The 24,194-nt window shown below is 70.3% G+C and carries 22 protein-coding genes; 18 read left to right on the forward strand and 4 right to left on the reverse strand.

The features are described from left to right. Nucleotides 1-51 precede the first annotated feature (51 nt). Both ACFWSK_RS34065 and ACFWSK_RS34070 read right to left on the reverse strand, forming a co-directional pair. Nucleotides 52-1,281: a DUF349 domain-containing protein gene (locus ACFWSK_RS34065; protein WP_383794932.1), complete on the reverse strand. Its 1,230-nt coding sequence runs from the start codon at nt 1,279-1,281 to the stop codon at nt 52-54. 189 nt (nt 1,282-1,470) lie between these two features. Further along, nucleotides 1,471-2,259 (reverse strand): peptidylprolyl isomerase, encoded by a 789-nt coding sequence (locus ACFWSK_RS34070; protein ID WP_383794935.1) that lies wholly within the window; start codon nt 2,257-2,259, stop codon nt 1,471-1,473. 148 nt (nt 2,260-2,407) lie between these two features. Here ACFWSK_RS34070 and ACFWSK_RS34075 point away from each other — a divergent pair, with 148 nt between their 5' ends. The 4 genes from ACFWSK_RS34075 to ACFWSK_RS34090 all read left to right on the forward strand — a co-directional run bounded on the left by ACFWSK_RS34075 (nt 2,408) and on the right by ACFWSK_RS34090 (nt 6,909). Further along, complete coding sequence (locus tag ACFWSK_RS34075) at nt 2,408-3,094, forward strand: MBL fold metallo-hydrolase (RefSeq protein ID WP_383794938.1); 687 nt, start codon at nt 2,408-2,410, stop codon at nt 3,092-3,094. Between the two features lie 14 nt (nt 3,095-3,108). Next, a complete protein-coding gene (gene hisS, locus ACFWSK_RS34080) occupies nt 3,109-4,383 on the forward strand; it encodes a histidine--tRNA ligase (protein ID WP_383794941.1) in 1,275 nt (424 codons plus the stop codon). Nucleotides 4,384-4,843: 460 nt separating this feature from the next. Beyond that, nucleotides 4,844-5,479 (forward strand): vitamin K epoxide reductase family protein, encoded by a 636-nt coding sequence (locus tag ACFWSK_RS34085; protein WP_383794944.1) that lies wholly within the window; start codon nt 4,844-4,846, stop codon nt 5,477-5,479. Between the two features lie 44 nt (nt 5,480-5,523). Beyond that, a complete protein-coding gene (locus tag ACFWSK_RS34090) occupies nt 5,524-6,909 on the forward strand; it encodes a replication-associated recombination protein A (RefSeq protein ID WP_383794947.1) in 1,386 nt (461 codons plus the stop codon). Nucleotides 6,910-6,937: 28 nt separating this feature from the next. Here the strand turns inward: ACFWSK_RS34090 and ACFWSK_RS34095 are convergent, their stop codons facing one another. Next, the gene (locus tag ACFWSK_RS34095) at nt 6,938-7,639 is read right to left on the reverse strand and encodes a DUF2470 domain-containing protein (RefSeq protein WP_383794950.1); all 702 of its coding nucleotides are present in this window, start codon (nt 7,637-7,639) and stop codon (nt 6,938-6,940) included. A 193-nt stretch (nt 7,640-7,832) separates the two neighbouring features. On the opposite strand from ACFWSK_RS34095, the gene rpsD reads away from it, so the two are divergent. Continuing rightward, nucleotides 7,833-8,447, forward strand: coding sequence for a 30S ribosomal protein S4 (gene rpsD, locus ACFWSK_RS34100; RefSeq protein WP_018960518.1), 615 nt, complete (start codon nt 7,833-7,835; stop codon nt 8,445-8,447). A gap of 16 nt (nt 8,448-8,463) precedes the next feature. Here the strand turns inward: rpsD and ACFWSK_RS34105 are convergent, their stop codons facing one another. After that, complete coding sequence (locus ACFWSK_RS34105) at nt 8,464-10,665, reverse strand: ATP-binding protein (RefSeq protein ID WP_383794953.1); 2,202 nt, start codon at nt 10,663-10,665, stop codon at nt 8,464-8,466. Nucleotides 10,666-10,885: 220 nt separating this feature from the next. Here ACFWSK_RS34105 and ACFWSK_RS34110 point away from each other — a divergent pair, with 220 nt between their 5' ends. The 13 genes from ACFWSK_RS34110 to nusB all read left to right on the forward strand — a co-directional run bounded on the left by ACFWSK_RS34110 (nt 10,886) and on the right by nusB (nt 24,044). After that, complete coding sequence (locus ACFWSK_RS34110) at nt 10,886-11,335, forward strand: DUF948 domain-containing protein (protein ID WP_383794956.1); 450 nt, start codon at nt 10,886-10,888, stop codon at nt 11,333-11,335. Between the two features lie 7 nt (nt 11,336-11,342). Next, entirely contained in the window at nt 11,343-11,681 is a 339-nt protein-coding gene (locus ACFWSK_RS34115) for a DUF6167 family protein (protein WP_383794959.1), read from the forward strand. Then, nucleotides 11,681-14,350 carry an alanine--tRNA ligase gene (gene alaS / locus ACFWSK_RS34120; protein WP_383794962.1) on the forward strand — a complete coding sequence of 890 codons (2,670 nt, stop codon included), beginning with the start codon at nt 11,681-11,683 and terminating at the stop codon, nt 14,348-14,350. The genes ACFWSK_RS34115 and alaS overlap by 1 nt, the downstream gene beginning before the upstream one ends. 8 nt (nt 14,351-14,358) lie before the next feature. Next, a complete protein-coding gene (gene ruvX, locus ACFWSK_RS34125) occupies nt 14,359-14,832 on the forward strand; it encodes a Holliday junction resolvase RuvX (RefSeq protein WP_383794983.1) in 474 nt (157 codons plus the stop codon). A gap of 94 nt (nt 14,833-14,926) precedes the next feature. After that, the gene (gene mltG, locus ACFWSK_RS34130; RefSeq protein WP_383794965.1) at nt 14,927-16,624 is read left to right on the forward strand and encodes an endolytic transglycosylase MltG; all 1,698 of its coding nucleotides are present in this window, start codon (nt 14,927-14,929) and stop codon (nt 16,622-16,624) included. Further along, a complete protein-coding gene (locus ACFWSK_RS34135) occupies nt 16,621-17,448 on the forward strand; it encodes a shikimate dehydrogenase (protein ID WP_383794968.1) in 828 nt (275 codons plus the stop codon). Before mltG ends, ACFWSK_RS34135 begins: the two co-directional genes overlap by 4 nt. 146 nt (nt 17,449-17,594) lie before the next feature. Beyond that, on the forward strand, nt 17,595-18,779 hold the full coding sequence (gene aroC / locus ACFWSK_RS34140) for a chorismate synthase (protein WP_382728737.1): 1,185 nt from the start codon (nt 17,595-17,597) through the stop codon (nt 18,777-18,779). Beyond that, nucleotides 18,776-20,425: a 3-dehydroquinate synthase gene (gene aroB, locus ACFWSK_RS34145; RefSeq protein ID WP_383794971.1), complete on the forward strand. Its 1,650-nt coding sequence runs from the start codon at nt 18,776-18,778 to the stop codon at nt 20,423-20,425. The genes aroC and aroB overlap by 4 nt, the downstream gene beginning before the upstream one ends. Beyond that, a complete protein-coding gene (gene aroQ, locus ACFWSK_RS34150; protein ID WP_383794974.1) occupies nt 20,422-20,862 on the forward strand; it encodes a type II 3-dehydroquinate dehydratase in 441 nt (146 codons plus the stop codon). Before aroB ends, aroQ begins: the two co-directional genes overlap by 4 nt. 126 nt (nt 20,863-20,988) lie before the next feature. After that, nucleotides 20,989-21,813: a Pro-rich N-terminal domain-containing protein gene (locus tag ACFWSK_RS34155; protein WP_383794978.1), complete on the forward strand. Its 825-nt coding sequence runs from the start codon at nt 20,989-20,991 to the stop codon at nt 21,811-21,813. A gap of 74 nt (nt 21,814-21,887) precedes the next feature. Then, nucleotides 21,888-22,994, forward strand: coding sequence for a M24 family metallopeptidase (locus ACFWSK_RS34160; protein WP_383794980.1), 1,107 nt, complete (start codon nt 21,888-21,890; stop codon nt 22,992-22,994). 49 nt (nt 22,995-23,043) lie between these two features. Beyond that, a complete protein-coding gene (gene efp, locus ACFWSK_RS34165; protein ID WP_031097761.1) occupies nt 23,044-23,610 on the forward strand; it encodes an elongation factor P in 567 nt (188 codons plus the stop codon). Nucleotides 23,611-23,612: 2 nt separating this feature from the next. Continuing rightward, entirely contained in the window at nt 23,613-24,044 is a 432-nt protein-coding gene (nusB, locus tag ACFWSK_RS34170; RefSeq protein ID WP_185301920.1) for a transcription antitermination factor NusB, read from the forward strand. Nucleotides 24,045-24,194 lie beyond the last annotated feature (150 nt).

Raw genomic sequence — 24,194 nt, forward strand, 5'->3', positions numbered from 1 at the left:
CCTGTACACAAAGTGCAGGGGCCCCTCACTCGTGCTGCGGCGTGGCCGGAATCAGCCGCTGAACTCCTCCAGGCCCTTCAGCGCCTGGTCCAGAAGTGCCTGCCGGCCCTCCAGCTCCCTGGCCAGCTTGTCGGCCCTGGCGTTGTTGCCCGAGGCGCGCGCCGTGTCGATCTGCTTGTGCAGCTTGTCCACGGCAGCCTGGAGCTGACCGGTCAGACCCTCGGCACGCGCCCGCGCCTCCGGGTTCGAGCGGCGCCACTCGTTCTCCTCGGCCTCCTGGAGCGCACGCTCCACCGCCTGCATCCGCCCCTCGACCTTCGGGCGGGCGTCACGGGGTACGTGGCCGATGGCCTCCCAGCGCTCGTTGAGGGCACGGAAGGCGGCCCTGGCCGCCTTCAGGTCCTTCACGGGCACCAGCTTCTCGGCCTCGCCGGCGAGCTCCTCCTTCAGCTTGAGGTTCTCGCCCTGCTCCGCGTCCCGCTCGGCGAACACTCCGCTGCGGGCCGCGAAGAACACGTCCTGCGCACCCCGGAAGCGGTTCCACAGCTCGTCCTCGGACTCGCGCTGCGCGCGGCCCGCGGCCTTCCACTCGGTCATCAGGTCGCGGTACCTGGCGGCCGTCGTACCCCAGTCCGTGGACCCGGAGAGCGCCTCGGCCTCGGCGGCCAGCTTCTCCTTGGCCTTGCGCGCGTCCTCGCGCTGCGCGTCCAGCGCCGCGAAGTGGGCCTTGCGGCGCTTGGAGAACGCCGAACGGGCATGCGAGAAGCGGTGCCACAGCTCGTCGTCCGACTTGCGGTCGAGGCGCGGAAGCCCCTTCCACGTGTCGACCAGCGCCCGCAGCCGCTCGCCCGCCGAGCGCCACTGCTCGCTCTGCGCCAGCTCCTCGGCCTCGACGACGAGCGCCTCCTTGGCATGGCGCGCCTCGTCGGTCTGCTTCGCCTTCTGGGCCTTGCGCTCCTCACGGCGTGCGTCGACGGTCGCGACGAGCGCGTCCAGCCGGACGCGCAGCGCGGCGAGGTCGCCGACGGCGTGATGCTCGTCAACCTGCTTGCGCAGGTGATCGATTGCGGCCATCGCGTCCTTGGACGAGAGATCGGTGGTCTTCACCCGCCGTTCGAGGAGGCCGATTTCGACCACCAAGCCCTCGTACTTGCGCTCGAAGTAGGCCAGGGCCTCCTCGGGAGTCCCGGCCTGCCACGATCCGACGACCTGCTCGCCATCGGCTGTACGCACGTACACGGTGCCCGTCTCGTCGACACGGCCCCACGGGTCGCTGCTCACAGCGCCTCCTCCACCTGATGCCTGCGAGGGGGTTCGCCCCCCGGGCATCGTCCACAGTTTCCTGGGGCGGGCATCGCCCGCCCTGCACAACGTCAATCTAGGCGACCGGCCACCCGGCTGTCCGCACTCAGCGCGGCTGAAATTCTCCGGTCCGCGCCACGTGGCAGGGTGGGCCGGCCGCCGGCCGGGTCAGACCTTGTCGACCGCGGCCTTCTCGACGGTGACGGTCTTCTTCGGCGCACCGTCGCCCGCACCACCGGTGACACCCGCCTCGGCGACCTTCTTGACGGTCTTCAGACCGTCCTCGTCCATCGTGCCGAACGGCGTGTAGGTGGGCGGCAGTTTGGTGTCCTTGTACACGAGGAAGAACTGGCTGCCGCCGGTGCTCGGCTGGCCGGTGTTGGCCATCGCCACCGTGCCCGCGGGGAAGGTGACCGTGCCGTCACTGCCCGCCTTGCCCAGCGCCGTCAGGTTCTCGTCCGGGATCGTGTAGCCGGGACCGCCGGTGCCGTCGCCCTTCGGGTCGCCGCACTGGAGGACGAAGATGCCCTCCGTGGTCAGCCGGTGACACTTCGTGCTGTCGAAGTACCCCTTGTCCGCGAGGGCCTTGAAGGAATTCGTCGTGTGCGGAGTCTTCGCCGCGTCCATGGTGAACGCTATGTCGCCCTGGCTGGTCTTGAGCGACATCGAGTACGTGGCGGTTTTGTCGATCTTCATCGCGGGTTCCGGAGCGGCGCTCTCGGTCTCGGAGGGCGTCGCCGAGGGGCTCGCGCTCGCCGCCGCGTCGTTCTTGTCCTTGTCGTCGTCGCCGCCGACGGAGACGTACGCACCTGCGCCGATGACCGCCACCACGGCCAGCGCGGACGCGATGACCACGGTGAGACGCCTGGTCCTCCGGCGGGCTTCCTCCCGGCGCTGCTGCTGCCGCTCGAACTTCTCGCGGGCGAGCTGACGCCGCCGCTGATCGCTGCTGACCACCGGGTGATCTCCTTGTACGTCGTGTGATCCGGCCTGGGTTGCCCCGTACCGTATATGGGTTAGCTGTGGGATGAGGAGCGCCGGTAGGCTCTGATCTGCTGGATCTGTCTCAACACCCTCTCCCGTCGGACGAACATTAAGGACGATCGTGCTCATTGCCGGGTTCCCCGCCGGGGCCTGGGGGACCAACTGCTACCTGGTCGCCCCCGCCGCAGGCGAGGAGTGCGTGATCATCGATCCCGGGCACCAAGCCGCCCAGGGCGTCGAGGAGACGCTGAAGAAGCATCGGCTCAAGCCTGTCGCCGTCGTGCTCACCCATGGCCACATCGACCATGTCGCCTCCGTCGTCCCCGTGTGCGGCGCCCATGACGTCCCGGCCTGGATCCACCCCGAGGACCGGTACATGATGAGCGACCCGGAGAAGGGCATCGGCCGCTCCTTCGGGATGCCTCTCATGGGCGAGCTGACCGTGGGCGAACCGGACGACGTCAAGGAACTGACCGACGGTGCCGTGCTGAAACTGGCCGGTCTGGAGTTCGGTGTCGCGCATGCGCCCGGCCATACCAGGGGGTCGGTGACGTTCAGGATGCCCGAGGCCGCGGATGTTCCGCAGGTTCTCTTCTCGGGCGACCTGCTCTTCGCCGGCTCCGTCGGACGCACCGACCTGCCCGGCGGCAGCCAGGCCGAGCTGCTCGAGTCGCTGGCCCGTGTGTGCCTGCCGCTCGACGACTCGACCGTGGTGCTGTCCGGCCACGGCCCCCAGACGACCATCGGCCGCGAGCGCGCCTCCAATCCGTATCTGCACGGCCTGGACGCGCCCCGCCGAGGAATGTGACGAGAGAGAACCCTGTGAGTACCTTCCAGGCCCCCAAGGGCACGTACGACCTGACCCCGCCGCGCTCCGCGAAGTTCCTGGCGGTGCGCGAGGCCATCTCCGCCCCCCTGCGCAACTCCGGCTACGGCTACATCGAGACGCCCGGCTTCGAGGACGTGAACCTCTTCGCCCGGGGCGTCGGTGAGTCCACGGACATCGTGTCCAAGGAGATGTACGCCTTCGAGACCAAGGGCGGCGACAAGCTCGCGCTGCGCCCCGAGGGCACCGCCTCCGTGCTGCGCGCCGCACTGGAGGCCAACCTCCACAAGGCGGGCAACCTCCCAGTCAAGCTCTGGTACTCCGGCTCGTACTACCGCTACGAGCGGCCGCAGGCGGGCCGCTACCGCCACTTCTCCCAGGTCGGTGCCGAGGCGATCGGTACCGAGGACCCGGCGCTGGACGCCGAACTGATCATCCTGGCCGACCAGGCGTACCGCTCGCTGGGCCTCACGCAGTTCCGCATCCTGCTGAACTCGCTGGGCGACAAGGAGTGCCGCCCCGTCTACCGCGAGGCGCTCCAGGGCTTCCTCCGCGACCTGGATCTGGACGAGGAGACCCGTCGGCGCATCGAGATCAACCCGCTCCGGGTGCTCGACGACAAGCGGGCCGACGTCCAGAAGCAGCTTGGCGGGGCCCCGATGCTCCGCGACTACCTCTGCGACGGCTGCAAGGCGTACCACGAGGAGGTCCGCGGTCTGCTGACGGCGGCCGGCGTGGTGTACGAGGACGACGAGAAGCTCGTCCGCGGCCTCGACTACTACACGCGGACGACCTTCGAGTTCGTCCACGACGGCCTGGGCTCGCAGTCCGCGGTGGGCGGCGGCGGCCGGTACGACGGCCTGTCCGAGATGATCGGCGGCCCGGCGCTGCCGTCCGTCGGCTGGGCCCTCGGCGTGGACCGTACGGTTCTCGCCCTGGAGGCCGAGGGCATCGACCTGCCCATCCCGGCCGCCACCAGCGTGTACGCGGTGCCGCTCGGCGAGGAGGCCCGCCGGGTGCTCTTCGGCGTCGTCACGCAGCTGCGGCGCGAGGGCGTGGCGACGGACTTCGCGTTCGGCGGGCGCGGCCTGAAGGGCGCGATGAAGAGCGCGAACCGCTCGGGCGCACGCTTCACGATCGTGGCGGGCGAGCGCGATCTGGCCGACGGCAACGTCCAGCTCAAGGACATGGAGTCGGGCGAGCAGGAAGCGGTCGCTCTGGCCGATGTGACCGGGGCGATCCGCGGAAAGCTGAACGCTTCGGGCGAGTGAGGTCCGGGGGAGGGGGCGGGGCCCGCACAGGTGCGCCCCGACCCCTCCCCTTCACGAGCGGGGGACATGCGTCACCGTCGCGCGGACCGTCAACTCGGCGGGCGCCGATTCATCCTGCCGGATGGCGCCGGCCCGGGAACGGCGACAGCGGTCCGCGAGGGCCGGGCCGGTGCCCAGGACCAGCGCGGTTCCTTCGTCCCCGCTCCGCCGGGACCGAGGATCGCGAACACCTCACCAGGCATGATCCGCAGGTCCAGGCCGTCCCCGGCGTCACCGGGCCGTGGCGCTCGTGCAGCCCGCAGACGTCGACCGCGCGTTCTGTCCCGTCCCCGGCGTCCCGCGGAGCCGCACGTTCCGTGCCGGTCGTGCGCACACACGTATGTCCATCGAACGGTTGACGGCACGGGTGGTGCGGCACAATGACCGTGCCCAGCTGGCTACTCAGTGACGGAACGGCGATATGACGACTGCAGCGGTAGATCACCCCTCCTCGAGCCAGGCAGAGGACGGTGGGAAGAGGACCATCGGAGGCAGTCGCGCGCTGGCACTGCTCCTGGTGATCACGGGTGCGGCCGGACTGCTCGCCGCCTGGGTGATCACCATCGACAAGTTCAAGCTGCTCGAAGACCCCAGCTTCACCCCGGGGTGCAGCCTCAACCCGGTCGTCGCGTGCGGCAACATCATGAAGAGCGAGCAGGCGTCCGCCTTCGGTTTCCCGAACCCGATGCTCGGCCTCGTCACCTACGCGATGGTGATCTGCATCGGTATGGGGCTGCTGGCAGGCGCCCGCTTCCGCTCCTGGTTCTGGCTCGGCCTCAACGCGGGCACGCTGTTCGGCGTCGGCTTCTGCACCTGGCTCCAGTACCAGTCGCTGTACAACATCAACTCGCTCTGCCTGTGGTGCTGCCTGGCCTGGGTCGCCACCATCGTGATGTTCTGCTACGTCACCACGCACAACATCAAGCACCGCGTCCTGCCCGCCCCGAACTGGCTGCGCAACGGACTCCTGGAGTTCCACTGGGTGCCTCCGGTCCTCTGGATCGGCATCATCGGCATGCTGATCCTGACCCGCTGGTGGGACTTCTGGACCAGCTGACGGGCCCGGAGGCGTTGTCAGTGGGGTGACATAGGCTTCACAGCGTGGAGCCCGATCTCTTTACCGCAGCCGCCGAAGACCGCCAGGAGAAGGACCCGTCCGCCAGCCCGCTCGCTGTGCGGATGCGTCCCCGTACGGTCGACGAGGTCGTCGGACAGCAGCACCTGCTCAAGCCGGGCTCACCCCTGCGCCGCCTCGTGGGGGAGGGCAGCGGGGGCCCCGCCGGACCGTCGTCGGTGATCCTCTGGGGCCCGCCGGGCACCGGCAAGACGACATTGGCGTACGTGGTCAGCAAGGCGACGAACAAGCGTTTCGTGGAGCTCTCGGCAATCACCGCGGGCGTCAAGGAGGTCCGCGCCGTCATCGAGGGCGCGCGCCGGGCCACCGGCGGCTACGGCAAGGAGACCGTCCTCTTCCTCGACGAGATCCACCGCTTCTCCAAGGCCCAGCAGGACTCGCTCCTCCCGGCGGTGGAGAACCGCTGGGTGACGCTCATCGCGGCCACCACCGAGAATCCGTACTTCTCGATCATCTCCCCCCTGCTCTCGCGCTCCCTGCTGCTGACCCTGGAGCCGCTCACCGACGAGGACCTGCTGGCGCTCCTCACCCGGGCCCTGACCGACGAGCGCGGGCTGGGCGGCGCGGTGACGCTGGCCGAGGACGCGCAGGCGCATCTGCTGCGCATCGCGGGAGGCGACGCCCGCAGGGTACTGACGGCGCTGGAGGCGGCGGCCGGTGCCGCACTGGCCACGCACGAGCAGGAGATCACCCTCCAGACCGTCGAGGCCACCGTCGACCGTGCCGCCGTGAAGTACGACAGGGACGGCGACCAGCACTACGACGTGGCGAGCGCCCTGATCAAGTCGATCCGCGGCTCGGACGTGGACGCGGCCCTGCACTATCTGGCCCGGATGATCGAGGCGGGGGAGGACCCACGCTTCATCGCCCGGCGGCTGATGATCTCCGCCAGCGAGGACATCGGCCTGGCCGACCCGACGGCGCTGCCCACGGCGGTCGCGGCAGCCCAGGCCGTGGCGATGATCGGCTTCCCGGAGGCGGCGCTCACCCTCAGCCACGCCACCATCGCGCTGGCGCTGGCCCCGAAGTCCAACGCGGCGACGCTGGCGATCTCCGCCGCCCAGGAGGACGTACGGAAGGGTCTCGCCGGCCCCGTCCCGGCCCACCTTCGTGACGGTCACTACAAGGGCGCGGCCAAGCTGGGCCACGCCCAGGGATATGTCTATCCCCATGACGTACCGGGTGGCATCGCCGCCCAGCAGTACGCACCGGACGCCGTGCGCGACAAGCGGTACTACACACCCACGCGGTACGGCGCGGAGGCGCGGTACGCCGACGTGGTGGACCGGGTCAGGGAGCGGCTGGGCCGGGCCGGCGCCGACGGTGCGGCCGAGAGCCAGGGTCCGGCCTGACCCACGCCAGGTACCGGCCGGTGTCCGGTCAGCAGGACGCCGCCTCGAAGAGGGTGTACATGGCACGGCGCAGCTCGGCGACGTCCCGCACGGGTTCGGGAAATTCGAAGCGCGCGTCGAAGCACGAGCCCTGCTCCTCGACGAAGCGCACCCGCAGGCCGAAGCGGTCGAGTGCCACCGGGACGGCGGAGGGCCGATGGGCCGCGCAGTCGCAGGCCGTGCGCTCGCCCAGCAGCGCGCAGAGCATCCCCATCCGGTCGCCGTGCGCCGCGTGCAGATGCTGGAGCAGTTCCGCCTCGTGCACGACGAGCGGATCGGGAGCGGCGTCACGGAACGCGTCGGGTTCGACGTCCTGCGCTCCCCACAGATCGTCGATGTACGCCTCCGCCGTCTCCAGCCGCAGCATCATCCGGCCGGGCTGCGCCAGTCCCGGTACGGCGGTGAGCCAGCCGGAGATCCAGGCGCGGCCGCGGATGCGGTGCGGGACGGAGACCGGCGCGACGTCGGTGAGCTCCAGTACGGCGGTGAGCTCGTCGCCCTGGGCGCGCGTCGCGGCCCGTACGACCGGGGAGCCGGCGGGGAATTCGAGGAACAGGTCGCCGTCGGGACCCACGCTGCGGGAGCTGGGCAGCAGGTGGTCGGGGCAGGGCACATCGAGCCCCGGTACGACGAGTGCCGCGGAGCAGGTACTCTGTACGAGAGTTCGTGTGCGCTCGGCTGCTGACGGCATCCGAGTGTTTTCAAGCCCGCTGGGACGCGGCTGACCACGATCAGATCGGCCTTCCGTCGTAGCGGCGCCCTCGTGCGCGCCGCCGCTGTCCGTGTTGTCCGTGACGTCTGTGGTGTTCCCAGGGCGAGACATGCGATCTCCTTGAGTAAGGTAAGCCTTACCTAACTTAACCTACAACGGAGGTCTGGAGAACGTGCCTAACCAGTCGCGTCCCAAGGTCAAGAAGTCGCGTGCCCTCGGCATCGCTCTGACGCCGAAGGCTGTCAAGTACTTCGAAGCTCGTCCGTACCCGCCGGGCGAGCACGGCCGTGGCCGCAAGCAGAACTCGGACTACAAGGTCCGTCTGCTCGAGAAGCAGCGTCTGCGTGCGCAGTACGACATCAGCGAGCGCCAGATGGCGCGCGCCTACGACCGCGCCAAGAAGGCCGAAGGCAAGACGGGCGAGGCGCTGGTCGTCGAGCTCGAGCGCCGCCTCGACGCCCTGGTCCTGCGTTCGGGCATCGCCCGTACCATCTACCAGGCCCGCCAGATGGTCGTTCACGGCCACATCGAGGTCAACGGTGGCAAGGTCGACAAGCCCTCGTTCCGCGTCCGTCCCGACGACGTCGTGATGGTCCGCGAGCGCAGCCGCTCCAAGGTCCCCTTCCAGGTGGCCCGCGAGGGTGGTTACGACACCGACGGTGAGACCCCGCGCTACCTCCAGGTGAACCTGAAGGCCCTGGCCTTCCGCCTGGACCGGGACCCGAACCGCAAGGAAATCCCGGTCATCTGCGACGAGCAGCTCGTCGTCGAGTACTACGCCCGCTGATCCAGGCGTAGCTCTCTCAACCGAGCTCGGGCCCGCCCCTCCCTGTTGTCCGGGAGGCGGCGGGCCTTCGCGTTGTCCCCTGCACCGGAAGCATGCCGCTCCCCGCCGGACCCGGCCGGCCGTGCGGCCCGCCGGACAGGGCCCGCGACACGGCCGCGTCCAGGCTCAGCCGCTCACCCGCCCGCCGTCGCGCCTCGTACGTCTCCTCGCCCAGCTCCCTGCGGGCACGCTCCTCGCACTGGGCCCGCGGCTGCGCGTAATAGGCCGAGCCGAACAGAGGCAGTCCCACCGAAGGCCAGATCCGCCCGGCGGCCCCCTGCAGTACGGCGGCCTCGGCCGCGTCACCGTCGACCGCGGTGACCAGGGCCAGCAGCTCCAGCGTCAGCACGGTTCCGAGCAGATCGTGGAAGGTCCGGCCGATACCCAGGCACTCCGTGAGCATCCGGCGGGCGAGGCGGGTCTCGCCGCGCTGCAGGGCCGCGTACGCCAGCACGTACAGCGCGTAGGCGAGCGCCCACCGCTCCCCGTGGTCCTCGCAGATCTCCCTGACCTCTTCGCAGATCGCGACCGCGCCCTCCAGATCGCCGAGGAAGGCCACCGCCATCGCCAGCTCGACCTGCCCCATCAGCACATTGCTGTTGAGTTCACCGGCCTCCCGGTAGCGCACCAGCGCCTCGCGCAGGAGCTCCTCGGCCCGCACCATGTCGTCCGTGACGAGTGCCAGACAGCCCATCCGGTGCACCGCGTACGCCACGGCCGACGTGTCACCCGCCTGCTCGGCCTCCTCCCGGCACTCCTGGAGCGCGGACACGGCACCCACCGCGTCCCCCTGGAGCACGGCCACGTACCCGAGCACCCACAGCGCCTTCAGCCGGGACGCGTCGTAGGGGGATTCCTCCTCCAGCACGTGGTCCAGCCAGTGCCGCCCCTCCGCGAGACGGCCGCAGCCGACCCAGTAGAACCAGAGGGTGCCCGCCAGGTACTGGGCGAGATGGACCTCGTCGGGGCTCTCCATGGAACATTCCATCGCCCGCCGCAGATTGGGCAGTTCGCTGTCGATGCGGGCTGCCACCTCGCTCTGCCGCGGGCTGAACCAGTCGAGCTCGCACCAGGTCGCGAGCCCCAGGAACCAGTCCCGGTGCCTGCGGCGCAGCCGGTCCGTGTCCCCGGTGGCGGTCAGCCACTCGGCGCCGTACTCGCGCACGGTGTCCAGGAGCCGGTAACGGCAGCCGGCCGCCGAGTCCTCGCGCACCACGACGGACTGCGCGAGGAGCTCGTCGAGCACGTCGAGCACCGAGTCGGCCGGCAGGTCGGGGCCGCTGCAGATGTACTCGACGGCCTCCAGGTCGAACTGCCCGGCGAAGACCGAGAGCCGTGCCCACAGCAGCCGCTGCTGCGGCGCGCACAACTCGTGGCTCCAGCCGATGGCCGTACGGAGGGTCTGGTGACGGGCCGGAGCGCCTCGGCTCCCGCCGGTCAGCAGCCGGAACCGGTCGTCGAGACGATGCAGTATCTGCTCCACCGACAGGGCGCGCAGCCGTCCCGCCGCCAGTTCGAGCGCCAGCGGAATTCCGTCGAGGCGGCGGCAGAGCTCCCGCACGGCGGCCCGGTTGCCGTCCGTCAGCCGGAATCCGGGCTGTACGGAGCGGGCCCGCTCGGCGAACAGCTCCACCGCGTCCGGCCCGGTCATCGGTGCGAGCGGGAAGGTCAGCTCACCATCGACCCGGAGGGGGCGCCGCCCGGCGGCCAGGACGTGGAGCCCGGGGGCACGGCGCAGCAATTCCCGTACGAGTTCGGCCACCACCTCGGTCATCTGCTCGAAGCCGTCGATCACGAGCAGAAGTTGACGTGCGGCAAGATGTTCGACGAGCGTGGTACGCGGCGGTCTGCTGGTGTGGTCGGTGAGCCCGAGCGCGTCGACCAGCGCGTGTTCGAGCAGTCCCGGATCGTGGACGGCGGACAGCTCGGCGACCCACACGCCATGGCAGTACCGTTTCTCCAGCAGCGCGGCGACCCGGGTGACACAGCGGGTCTTGCCCGCTCCCGCCACCCCCGCGACCGTCACCAGCCTGGACTCCTCCAGCAGGCGCCCCAGTTCGGCCAGCTCGTCGTCGCGGCCCACGAATCTGTTCAGTTCGGCGGGGAGATTGCCTCGGACGGGGGCGGGGTGGGAACCCGGGCCGTCGGGTGTGGAGTAGGAGCGCTGAGGGCGTCGCATAAAACACGCAGAGTACGGGCTCGAAAGCGCTCCGTACAATCTCCCTCCGGCAACCCCGGCCCCGCCCACCGGTAATGCGGTACAGGGCCTGACGCCCGGCGCGATAGGCTCGTGGGACGACGATTGCCTGTGATGACAGGGGTCGCCGGCCGAGCAGAGACAAGTGCCCCGAACGGGGCGGGCGACGAGCAGAGAGCGGTGCACTGTGTCCGGTGGAGAGGTGGCCGGGATTCTGGTGGCCGTCTTCTGGGCGATCCTGGTTTCGTTCCTCGCCGTGGTGCTGGTGAGGCTGGCCCAGACGCTCAGGGCGACCACGAAGCTCGTGGCGGACGTGACCGAGCAGGCCGTCCCGCTGCTCGCCGACGCGTCCGCGACGGTCCGCTCCGCGCAGACGCAGCTCGACAAGGTCGACGCGATCGCGACGGACGTCCAGGAGGTCACGTCCAACGCCTCCGCGCTCTCCACCACCGTCGCATCGACCTTCGGCGGCCCGCTCGTCAAGGTCGCCGCCTTCGGCTACGGGGTACGGCAGGCGATCGGCCGCCGGTCCGCCCCCGAACCGGAGCCGGCCCGCCGGCCCTCCCGTCGTACGGTGATCGTCGGCCGTACCGTGCCATCCGCCCGAGGTAAGAAGCGGAACGGTCGAAGTTCCCGCGGACAGAAGGACTGACGCAGCGATGTTCCGCCGTACGTTCTGGTTCACCGCCGGCGCCGCAGCCGGCGTCTGGGCCACCACCAAGGTCAACCGCAAAATCAAGCAGCTGACCCCCGAGAGCCTTGCGGCGCAGGCCGCCGACAAGGCGATCGAGGCGGGTCACAAGCTCAAGGACTTCGCCCTCGACGTGCGCGAAGGCATGATCCGGCGCGAGGCCGAACTGGGCGGGGCGCTGGGCCTGGAGGCACCGGTCGACCCCGAACTCCCCGTACGGCAGCACTTCGCCGTCGAAGCGGCGGACCCCGCCGCTCCACACCGAACCCTCCCCTACACGTCGTACAACCGGAATGAGGACCACTAATGGAGTCGGCTGAAATTCGCCGCCGCTGGCTGAGCTTCTTCGAGGAGCGCGGTCACACCGTCGTCCCTTCGGCGTCGCTCATCGCGGACGACCCGACTCTGCTCCTGGTCCCCGCGGGCATGGTCCCCTTCAAGCCGTACTTCCTCGGTGAGGTCAAGCCGCCGGCCCCGCGCGTCACCAGCGTGCAGAAGTGCGTCCGTACACCGGACATCGAAGAGGTCGGCAAGACCACCCGGCACGGCACGTTCTTCCAGATGTGCGGCAACTTCTCCTTCGGGGACTACTTCAAGGAAGGGGCCATCCAGTACGCCTGGGAGGCACTGACCAACTCCGTCGAGGACGGCGGCTTCGGACTCGACCCCGAGCGTCTGTGGATCACGGTCTACCTGGACGACGACGAGGCCGAGCAGATCTGGCGCGACAAGATCGGCGTTCCCGCCGAGCGCATCCAGCGCCTGGGCAAGAAGGACAACTTCTGGTCCATGGGCGTCCCGGGCCCCTGCGGCCCCTGCTCCGAGATCAACTACGACCGCGGCCCCGAGTTCGGCGTCGAGGGCGGCCCGGCCGTCAACGACGAGCGGTACGTGGAGATCTGGAACCTGGTCTTCATGCAGTACGAGCGCGGCGCCGGTGACGGCAAGGAGGACTTCCCGATCCTCGGGGACCTGCCGTCGAAGAACATCGACACGGGCCTCGGCCTCGAACGCCTCGCCATGATCCTGCAGGGCGTACAGAACATGTACGAGACCGACACCCTGCGCGTCGTCATGGACAAGGCCACCGAACTCACCGGCGTGCGGTACGGCGCCGAGAACGGCACGGACGTCTCGCTCCGCGTCGTCGCCGACCACATCCGCACGTCCGTGATGCTCATCGGGGACGGAGTCACCCCCGGCAACGAGGGCCGCGGCTACGTGCTGCGCCGCATCATGCGCCGCGCCATCCGCAACATGCGGCTGATGGGCGCCACCGGCTCGGTCGCCGGTGAGCTGGTCGACGTCGTGATCAACACGATGGGACAGCAGTACCCGGAGCTCATCACCGACCGCAAGCGCATCGAGACGGTCGCCCTCGCCGAGGAGGCCGCGTTCCTCAAGGCCCTCAAGGGCGGCACCAACATCCTCGAGACCGCCGTCACCGAGACCAAGGCCGCCGGCGGCCAGGTCCTGGCCGGCGACAAGGCGTTCCTGCTCCACGACACCTGGGGCTTCCCGATCGACCTCACCCTGGAGATGGCCGCCGAACAGGGCCTCTCCGTGGACGAGGACGGATTCCGTCGGCTCATGCAGGAGCAGCGGGACAAGGCCAAGGCCGACGCCAAGGCCAAGAAGACCGGCCACGCCGACCTCTCCGCCTACCGCGAGGTCGCCGACACCTCGGGCACCACCGAGTTCACCGGCTACACCAGCACCGAGGGCGAGTCGACCATCGTCGGCCTGCTCGTCGACGGCGTTCCCTCGCCCGCCGCCTCCGAGGGCGACGAGGTCGAGATCGTCCTGGACCGCACCCCGTTCTACGCCGAGGGCGGCGGCCAGCTCGCCGACCAGGGCCGGATCCGGCTCGACACCGGCGCCGTCGTCCAGATCCGCGACGTACAGCAGCCGGTCCCGGGCGTCTCCGTCCACAAGGGCTCGGTCCAGGTCGGTGAGGTCACGGTCGGCGCCGCCGCCTACGCCTCCATCGACAACACCCGCCGCCGCGCCATCGCCCGCGCCCACAGCGCCACGCACCTCACGCACCAGGCGCTGCGCGACGCCCTAGGCCCGACGGCCGCCCAGGCCGGTTCGGAGAACTCGCCCGGCCGCTTCCGCTTCGACTTCGGCTCGCCCGCCGCCGTACCCGGCACGGTCCTCGTCGACGTCGAGCAGAAGATCAACGAGGTCCTGGCCCGCGAACTCGACGTCCAGGCCGAGGTCATGTCCATCGACGACGCCAAGAAGCAGGGCGCCATCGCCGAGTTCGGCGAGAAGTACGGCGAGCGGGTCCGTGTCGTCACCATCGGCGACTTCTCCAAGGAGCTGTGCGGCGGTACGCACGTCCACAACACGGCCCAGCTGGGTCTGGTGAAGCTGCTCGGCGAGTCGTCGATCGGTTCCGGCGTGCGCCGCATCGAGGCCCTCGTCGGTGTGGACGCGTACAACTTCCTCGCCAAGGAGCACACGGTCGTCGCCCAGCTCCAGGAGCTGGTCAAGGGCCGCTCCGAGGAGCTTCCGGAGAAGATCGCCTCCATGCTCGGCAAGCTGAAGGACGCCGAGAAGGAGATCGAGAAGTTCCGCGCGGAGAAGGTCCTCCAGGCCGCCGCCGGACTGGTCGAGTCCGCCAAGGACGTCCGGGGCGTCGCCCTGGTCACCGGCCAGGTTCCCGACGGCACGTCCGCCGACGACCTGCGCAGGCTCGTCCTGGACGTCCGCGGGCGCATCCAGGGCGGCCGCCCGGCCGTCGTGGCCCTGTTCACCACGGCCAACGGACGCCCGCTGACGGTCATCGCCACCAACGAGGCCGCCCGCGAGCGCGGCCTCAAGGCCGGCGACCTGGTCCGTACGGCCGCCAAGACCCTCGGCGGCGGTGGCGGCGGCAAGCCGGACGTCGCCCAGGGCGGCGGCACCAACCCGGACGCCATCGGTGACGCCGTCGCCGCTGTCGAACGCCTCGTCACCGAGACGGCGTGACGCCGGACATGCCACAGATGCGCCGCGGTCGCCGGCTGGCGATCGACGTCGGGGACGCCCGGATCGGGGTCGCCTCGTGCGACCCCGACGGGATCCTCGCCACGCCGGTGGAGACCGTGCCGGGACGCGACGTCCCGGCCGCCCACCGGCGGCTGGGACAGATCGTCGAGGAGTACGAGCCGATCGAGGTCATCATCGGTCTGCCGCGCTCGCTCGGCGGCGGCGAGGGCCCCGCAGCCGCCAAGGTGCGTGCGTTCGCCCAGGTGTTCGCCCGCGCGGTCGCACCCCTTCCGGTGCGGCTCGTGGACGAGAGGATGACCACAGTGACGGCCACGCAAGGTCTGCGCGCCTCGGGCGTGAAGTCCAAGAAGGGCCGGTCTGTCATCGACCAGGCTGCCGCTGTGGTGATCCTTCAGAACGCTCTGGAGTCCGAACGGGCGTCAGGCAGTGCTCCGGGCGAGGGCGTCGAAGTGGTTGTCTGATCGCGATACGGTAACGTTCCGCGCGATGCGGCGGTGTTCGAACAAACACTGCACAGCAAGAGGCGGAACGTCGCCTCGCGGCACTAGGGGATCGATGACTGAGTATGGCCGGGGCCCCGGCTCCGAACCGTGGCATCCCGAAGACCCCTTGTACGGGGACCAGGGATGGGGAGGCCAGCAGGCCCCCCACGGCCAGAGCCAGTACGGCGGCCAGCAGCAGCCCTACCCCCAGGACCCGTACGCCCAGCAGCAGCCGCAGCAGCCGTACCCGCAACAGCAGCAGTACGGCACTCCGCAGGACCCGTACGCCCAGCAGCAGCCGCAGCAGCATCAGCCGCAGCCCCAGCAGCCCCAGTACAACGGTGGCTGGGACACCGGCCAGCAGGCCGCCATGCCCTACGGCGGGCAGCCCCAGGACCCGTACGGGCAGCAGCCGGCCGGCTACGGCGAACAGCAGGACTACTACGGCACGCCCGAGGCGTACCCGCCTCCGCAGCCCCCCGGCCGCCGCGAGGCCGTGCCCGAGCAGCAGGCGCAGGACTGGAATCCGGACGCGCCCCAGGAGGAGACGCACCCCTTCTTCACGGGCTCCGACGAGCCGGTCGGCCGTGACGCCCGAGACGACGAGTACGACGACGAGCCCGACGACGACTCCCGCGCATCGCGCCGCGGCGGGCGCGGCGCGGGTGAACGCCGGGGCAAGGGCAAGAAGAAGAGCCGCAGCGGCTGCGCCTGCCTGGTCGTCTCGGTGGTCCTCGTCGGGGGCCTCGGGGGAGTGGCCTATCTGGGCTACTCCTACTACAAGGAGCAGTTCGGCGCGGCGCCCGACTTCGCGGGCGACGGCTCGGGTGAGGTCGAGGTAGAGATCCCCAAGGGCGCGCTCGGCAACGAGATCGCGAACATTCTGAAGAAGAAGGGCGTCGTCAAATCCGTCGATGCCTTTGTTTCGGCGCAGAATGCCGATCCCCGGGGCAAGTCCATTCAGGCCGGCGTGTACCTCCTCAAGGAGGAGATGTCGGCGGACAGTGCCGTGAAGATGATGCTGGACCCGAAGAGTCAGAATCCCCTCGTGATTCCCGAGGGAACCAGGAACGTCACGGTCTACGCCATGATCGACAAGCGGCTCGATCTCAAGAAGGGCAGCACCGCCGAAGTCGCCGAGACGAATGCGGAGAGCCTGGGGCTGCCGGACTGGGCCGAGGACACTCCCGAGGTCAAGGACCCGCTGGAAGGGTTCCTCTACCCGGCCGCCTACCCGGTGTCCAAGGGGTCGAAGCCCGAGGACGCCCTCAGGCGCATGGTCTCCCGGGCCAACGAGGAGTACCAGAAGGCCGAGGTCGAGGAGAAGGCCACCAAGCTGGGCCTCGACAACCCTTGGCAACTCATCACGGTCGCGAGCCTCGTGCAGGTCGAGGGCAAGTACAAGCACGACTTCGACAAGGTTGCGCGGGTGGTGTACAACCGCCTCAAGCCCGGCAATACGGAAACCGTCGGCAGGCTCGAATTCGACTCGACGGTCAACTACATCAAGGGCCAGAGCACGCTGGACCTCGGCCCCGTCGATGGACTGCGAAGGATCGAAGACCCCTACAACACGTACAAGATCCAGGGGCTTCCCGCCGGTCCGATCAGCAACCCCGGTGGGGACGCTCTGCACTCCGCCATGAACCCGACGCCCGGTCCCTGGTACTACTTCGTCTCCGTGACCGAGGACAAGACCGTCTTCGCCGTGACGAACGAGGAGCACGAGCGCAACCGGCAGAGGTACGAGGACGAGAAGGCCAAGCAGTGAGCACCAGCCGTCGGGCCGCCGTCCTCGGCTCGCCCATCGCCCACTCGCTCTCCCCGGTCCTGCACCGGGCCGCCTACGCGGAACTCGGTCTCGACCACTGGTCGTACGACCGCTTCGAGGTGGACGAGGCCGCGCTCGCCGGATTCGTCGAGGGGCTGGACCGCTCCTGGGCCGGGCTGTCGCTGACCATGCCGCTCAAGCGCGCGATCATCCCGCTGCTCGACGAGATCAGCGGGACCGCGGCCTCGGTCGAGGCGGTCAACACCGTGGTCTTCTCCGACGACGGCCGGCGCGCCGGAGACAACACCGACATCCCCGGCATGATCGCGGCACTGCGTGAACGTGGCGTGGAGAAGGTGGAGTCGGCCGCCGTCCTCGGCGCCGGTGCCACCGCCTCCTCCGCGCTCGCCGCCCTCGCCGTGATCTGCGCCGGTCCGGTCACGGCCTACGTGCGCAGCCGGGAACGGGGCGCCGAGATGCGCTCATGGGGCGAGCGCCTCGCCGTTGACGTACGGATCGCCGACTGGGCGGACGGAGCGCAGGCGCTGCACGCCCCGCTGGTCGTCGCCACCACGCCGGCCGGGACCACGGACGCGCTGGCCGCAGTCGTACCCGAGGCTCCCGGCACGCTGTTCGACGTGCTCTACGAGCCCTGGCCGACCGCGCTCGCAGCGGCTTGGTCGGCCCGCGGGGGTTCAGTCGTCGGAGGTCTCGACCTCCTCGTGCACCAGGCCGTCCTCCAGGTCGAGCAGATGACGGGCCGTGCTCCGGCTCCGCTCGCCGCCATGCGGCACGCGGGGGAACAGGCGCTCGCGGCACGCTGAGGCCCTCGCCGGGCCGGCCGGGCCGTCCGTCTGCTGGACCGGCGGCCGGTTCGCGGCCCCGGTCGTGGGAGGATCAGGGGCGGCGGGCCAGGGCCGCGCACCCGGTCGCGCCGTTGGATTTTCAGGCGCGAGCATGAGGAGCACCGTTGAGCAGGTTGCGCTGGCTGACCGCGGGGGAGTCGCACGGCCCCGCACTCGTGGCGACGCTGGAGGGTCTTCCCGCCGGTGTCCCGATCACCACGGAGATGGTGGCGGACGCGCTCGCCCGGCGGCGGCTCGGTTACGGCCGCGGCGCGCGGATGAAGTTCGAGAAGGACGAGGTCACCTTCCTGGGCGGTGTCCGGCACGGTCTCACCATGGGATCGCCCGTCGCCGTCATGGTCGGCAACACCGAGTGGCCCAAGTGGGAACAGGTCATGTCGGCCGACCCGGTGGACCCCGAGGAGCTGGCCAAGCTGGCCCGTAACGCCCCGCTGACCCGTCCCCGCCCCGGCCACGCAGACCTCGCGGGGATGCAGAAGTACGGCTTCGACGAGGCCAGGCCGATCCTGGAGCGCGCCAGCGCCCGTGAGACCGCCGCCCGCGTCGCCCTCGGCGCCGTCGCCCGCTCGTACCTCAAGGAGACCGCGGGCATCGAGATCGTCAGCCACGTCGTCGAGCTGGCCGCCGCCAAGGCGCCGTACGGCGTCTACCCGACGCCCGCCGATGTCGAGAAGCTCGACGCCGACCCCGTGCGCTGTCTGGACGCCGACGCGTCGAAGGCGATGGTCGCCGAGATCGACCAGGCCCACAAGGACGGCGACACGCTCGGCGGAGTCGTCGAGGTGCTCGCGTACGGCGTGCCGGTCGGCCTCGGCTCGCACGTGCACTGGGACCGTCGTCTCGACGCCCGGCTCGCCGCCGCTCTGATGGGGATTCAGGCCATCAAGGGCGTCGAGGTCGGCGACGGCTTCGACCTGGCGCGCGTGCCAGGCTCCAAGGCACACGACGAGATCCTGGTCACCGAGGACGGCATCAAGCGCGCCTCCGGGCGCGCCGGTGGCACCGAGGGCGGTCTGACCACCGGGGAACTGCTCCGGGTCCGCGCCGCGATGAAGCCCATCGCCACCGTGCCCCGCGCCCTCGCCACCATCGACGTCGTCACGGGCGAGCCGGCCAAGGCGCACCACCAGCGCTCCGATGTCTGTGCCGTTCCGGCCGCGGGCATCGTCGCAGAGGCGATGGTCGCCCTGGTCCTGGCCGACGCTGTCGCGGAGAAGTTCGGCGGCGACAGCGTCCCCGAGACCCACCGCAACGTGCAGTCGTACCTCGACCACCTCCAGATCCGATGAGTGGCCCCCTGATCGTCCTCGTCGGCCCCATGGGCGTCGGCAAGTCCACGGTCGGTGAGCTGCTCGCCGAACGGCTCGGCACCACGTACCGGGACACCGACGCGGACGTCGTGGCCGCCGCGGGCAAGCCGATTCCGGAGATCTTCTACGACGAGGGCGAGGATCACTTCCGTGCGCTGGAGCGGCAGGCCGTACGGGCCGCGGTCGCCGAGCACACGGGTGTCCTCTCCCTCGGCGGCGGCGCCGTCCTCGACGCGACGACCCGCGGGCTGCTCGCGGACCACACAGTCGTCTACCTGTCGATGGACGTCGACGAGGCGGTCAAGCGGGTCGGGCTCAACACCGCCCGGCCGCTGCTCGCCGTCAACCCGCGCCGGCAGTGGCGCGAGCTGATGGAAGCCCGGCGTCACCTCTACGTCGAAGTGGCCCGTACGACCGTCGCCACCGACGACCGCACCCCCGACGAGGTCGCGCAGGCGATCCTCGACGCACTGGAACTGCCGGAGCGGACGGGCAACGGCCCCGTACCGCACGGCCGGGAGAACACACGCATGACGGAGCAGGGACCCACTCGCATCCAGGTCGCAGGCACCGCGGGCACCGATCCGTACGAGGTACTGGTCGGCCGTCAGCTGCTCGGCGAGCTGCCCACCCTCATCGGCAACCGCGCCAAGCGGGTCGCCGTGCTGCACCCCGAGGCACTCGCCGAGACCGGGGAGGCGGTCCGCGAGGACCTCGCCTCCCAGGGGTACGAGGCCATCGCCATCCAGCTGCCGAACGCCGAGGAGGCCAAGACCGTCGAGGTCGCGGCCTATTGCTGGAAGGCGCTCGGTCAGACCGGCTTCACCCGCACCGACGTCATCGTGGGCATCGGCGGCGGCGCCACCACCGACGTGGCGGGTTTCGTCGCCGCCAGCTGGCTGCGCGGCGTCCGCTGGATCGCGGTGCCCACCACCGTGCTCGGCATGGTCGACGCAGCGGTCGGCGGCAAGACCGGCATCAACACGGCCGAGGGCAAGAACCTCGTCGGCGCGTTCCACCCGCCCGCCGGCGTTCTCTGTGACCTCGCCGCCCTCGACTCGCTGCCGGTCAACGACTACGTGTCCGGCATGGCCGAGATCATCAAGGCCGGCTTCATCGCGGACCCGGCCATCCTCGACCTGGTCGAGGCCGATCCCGAAGGCGCCCGTACCCCCGCCGGACAGCACACCGCCGAGCTGATCGAGCGGTCCATCCGGGTCAAGGCGGAGGTCGTCTCCAGCGACCTCAAGGAGTCCGGCCTCCGGGAGATCCTCAACTACGGGCACACCCTCGCGCACGCCATCGAGAAGAACGAGCGCTACAAGTGGCGCCACGGCGCCGCCGTATCGGTCGGCATGGTCTTCGCCGCCGAGCTGGGCCGGCTCGCCGGCCGGCTGGACGACGCCACCGCCGACCGGCACCGCGCCGTGCTCGAATCCGTCGGGCTGCCGCTCACCTACCGCGGCGACCAGTGGCCCAAGCTGCTGGAGAACATGAAGGTCGACAAGAAGTCCCGCGGCGACCTCCTGCGCTTCATCGTCCTCGACGGCCTGGGCAAGCCCACGGTCCTCGAAGGCCCCGACCCCGCCATCCTGCTCGCCGCCTACGGGGAGGTCTCCGCGTGACCCGCAGGGTCCTTGTGCTCAACGGACCGAACCTCGGGCGCCTCGGCTCCCGCGAACCCGATGTGTACGGCGCGACCTCCTACGCCGGGCTCATCGAGACCTGCCAGTCGCTCGGCAAGGAGCTCGGCTTCGACGTCGACGTACGCGAGACCAACGACGAGGGCCAGATGATCCGCTGGCTCCACGACGCGGCGGACGGTTCAATTCCGGTCGTTCTCAACCCGGGTGCGTTCACGCACTACTCGTACGGAATGCGGGACGCGGCCGCCCAGCGGACCGCCCCGCTGATCGAGGTGCACATCTCGAATCCGTACGCACGGGAGGAATTCCGCCACACCTCGGTGGTCGCGCCCGTGGCCACCGGGACCGTGGCCGGTTTCGGCATCGGCTCCTACCGACTCGCTCTGCGGGCCCTGGCCGACGAGCTCGACGTCTGATCCTCCGGCCACACCGGCCGCCGGGCACTCCGGGCCGTCCCCGTCCGTTCACCTTGCGGCGGCCGGGGACGGTACGGTTGCCGTTCCACCAGCGCCAGTTGCCTGTACGAGACGGAGTGGCACCGGATGCAGCACGCAGTGGGGGCCCCGCTGCCGCCGCCCCAAGGACCCGGAAACGGACCTGCCGGCTGGACGCACCAGGCCCAGCACCCCGGCCATCCAGGCCACCCGGGCCCGCCGCCGATACCACCCCCGCCCCCGGGCCAGGGCTGGACCGGCCCCGCGCCCCGTCACGCCCCCGTGCCGGTCTCGCGCGAGACCACCGGGCACGTACAGCTGCCGCCCGGCGGTCCCGTGCCGCTGCCCGCGCCGCCCGCCGAGCCAGGCACCGGTACGGCGACCCTCGCCGTGCTCCTGATCGGTCCCGCAGGCGCGGGGAAGACCACCGTGGCGCGGCTCTGGGCCGCCCGCCGCCGGGTCCCCACCGCACACGTCTCCCTGGACGACGTCCGCGAATGGGTCTGCGCCGGCTTCGCCGACCCGCAGGCCGGGTGGAACGACCACTCCGAGGCCCAGTACCGCCTGGCCCGGCGCACCTGCGGCTTCGCCGCCCGTAACTTCCTGGCCAACGGCATCTCCTGCATCCTCGACGACGCGGTCTTCCCCGACCGGCCCGTCGTCGGCCTGGGCGGGTGGAAGCGCCACGTCGGCCCCGGGCTCCTGCCCGTCGTCCTCCTGCCCGGCCTGGAGGTCGTTCTGGAGCGCAACGCGGAGCGCAGCGGGAACCGTCGGCTGTCCGACGAGGAAGTGGCCCGCATCCACGGCCGGATGGCCGGCTGGTACGGCTCCGGGCTGCCCATCATCGACAACTCAGGCTACGACGTGGAAACGACGGCCCGGGTCCTGGACGACGTCCTCGCCCGCTCCATAGCCAGCCCTCCGACCTGGTAACCATCCGGCGGTCCCCCCCCCCGGTCGGATGCGCTGGCCGGGCGGTGCGCAGAGCCCGCTCGTAGGCTCGGAACATGTCAGAGGTGTTCGCCGTCCGCCGTGGCCTGCTCCGCGACCGGTGCGCCGCCGCGGGGTCCGCGGCCGCCCTGGTCTCCCGGCCCGCCAACGTCCGCTATCTCGCCGGCGGGGCCCCCCTCGGGGCCGTCCTGCTGCTCGGACCCGCCGAGGACGTTCTGCTCTGCCCCCGAGCCCCCACCGGTGACCCCGCCGAGGGACGCCCCGACGAAGTGCTCCGGCAGGCCGTGCTTCCGGTCCCGGACGCGGACCCCGTGGTCGCGGCCGCCGATCTGGCCGCCTCGCTCGGCGCGGAGTCGCTCGCGGTCGAGGAACACGATCTTACGGTCGCCCGTCACCGCGCCATGGGCTCGGTCGCACCCAGGCTGCGGATGGCCGACCTCGGCTCCGCCGTGGAACAGCTGCGGATCGTCAAGGACGAGGAGGAGATCGCCTGTCTGCGGATCGCCGCCGAGATCACCGACCAGGCCCTCGGCGAGCTCCTGGAATCGATCCTGGTGGGCCGTACCGAGCGTCACCTCGCCCTGGAACTGGAACGCCGCCTGGTGGACCACGGCGCCGACGGCCCCGCCTTCGCGACCTCCGTCGCCACCGGGCCCAATTCGGGTCAACGCCGTCACAGGCCCTCGGACCGACGGGTGGAGGAAGGCGATTTCCTCTCGGTCTGTCTCGGCGCGAACTATCGCGGCTACCGGTGCGAGATCGGCCGTACGTTTGTGATCGGGACGACTCCCGCGGACTGGCAGATCGAGCTCTACGACCTTGTTTTCGCCGCTCAGCGGGCCGGACGGGAGGCACTTGTGCCCGGCGCCGCCTACCGCGACGTGGACCACGCGGCCCGTCATCTGCTGGACTCCGCGGGCTACGGTGAGGGCCTCGCGGCCTGGACCGGGCACGGGGTCGGGCTCGAAATCGACGAGGACCCGCAGTTGGCACCGACAGCCATGGGTAAACTGGACGCTTGTGTGCCGGTCACCGTCGAACCGGGGGTCCACCTCCCGGGCCGGGGCGGTGTCCGGATCGATGACACGCTCGTCGTGCGCCCAGAGGCGGACGGCGGACCCGAGCTACTCACCATTACGACCAAGGAGCTGCTCGCGCTCTAGCGCGCATCCTCGGTCGTCCACCAGCTTCAGTCCAGGAGATTCCGCAACCGTGGCTTCCACGAACGACCTCAAGAACGGCCTGGTGCTCAAGCTCGACGGGGGCCAGCTCTGGTCCGTCGTCGAGTTTCAGCACGTCAAGCCCGGCAAGGGCCCGGCCTTCGTGCGCACCAAGCTCAAGAACGTGCTCTCCGGCAAGGTCGTCGACAAGACGTTCAACGCCGGCGTGAAGGTCGAGACGGCCACCATTGACCGCCGCGACATGCAGTTCTCGTACATGGACGGCGAGTACTTCGTCTTCATGGACATGAACACGTACGACCAGCTGATGGTCGACCGCAAGGCTGTCGGCGACGCCGCCAACTTCCTGATCGAGGGCTTCACCGCCTCCGTCGCCCAGCACGAGGGCGAGGTGCTCTACGTCGAGCTGCCGGCCGCCGTCGAGCTGACCATCCAGCACACCGACCCGGGTGTCCAGGGCGACCGCTCCACCGGTGGCAGCAAGCCCGCCACCCTGGAGACCGGTTACGAGATCGGTGTTCCGCTCTTCATCACCACCGGCGAGAAGATCAAGGTCGACACCCGTACGGGCGACTACCTCGGCCGGGTGAACAGCTAACCGTGGCTGCCCGGAACAAGGCCCGCAAGCGCGCCTTCCAGATCCTCTTCGAGGCCGACCAGCGCGGTGAGTCCGTGCAGACGGTCCTCGCGGACTGGGTGCGGCTCTCGCGGACCGACGACCGACAGCCGCCGGTCGGCGAATTCACGATGGAGCTCGTCGAGGGGTACGCGCAGTACGCGGACCGCATCGACGACCTCATCGTCACCTACGCCGTGGACTGGGAGATCGACCGCATGCCGGTCGTCGACCGGAGCATCCTGCGGCTCGGTGCGTATGAGCTGATCTGGATGGACGGGACGCCGGACGCCGTTGCGATCGACGAAGCGGTCCAGCTCGCCAAGGAGTTCTCCACCGACGACTCCCCGTCGTTCGTGAACGGGCTGCTGGCCCGCTTCAAGGACCTCAAGCCGAACCTTCGCCGGGAGCAGTAGCTTTCGACGGTGTTCGCCACGAAGGGCCCACGGTTGCTTACCGTGGGCCCTTCGGCGTGCGTGGGTGCGTGGCCGGGGTGGTCGTCCTCAGACCCCGGTCAGGTGGACGGCCCTGGTACGCAAACGCCGGGTGGGCGGGGGCCCTGGGCC

The sequence above is a fragment of the Streptomyces sp. NPDC058620 genome (genome assembly GCF_042717135.1).
Taxonomy (GTDB): domain Bacteria; phylum Actinomycetota; class Actinomycetes; order Streptomycetales; family Streptomycetaceae; genus Streptomyces.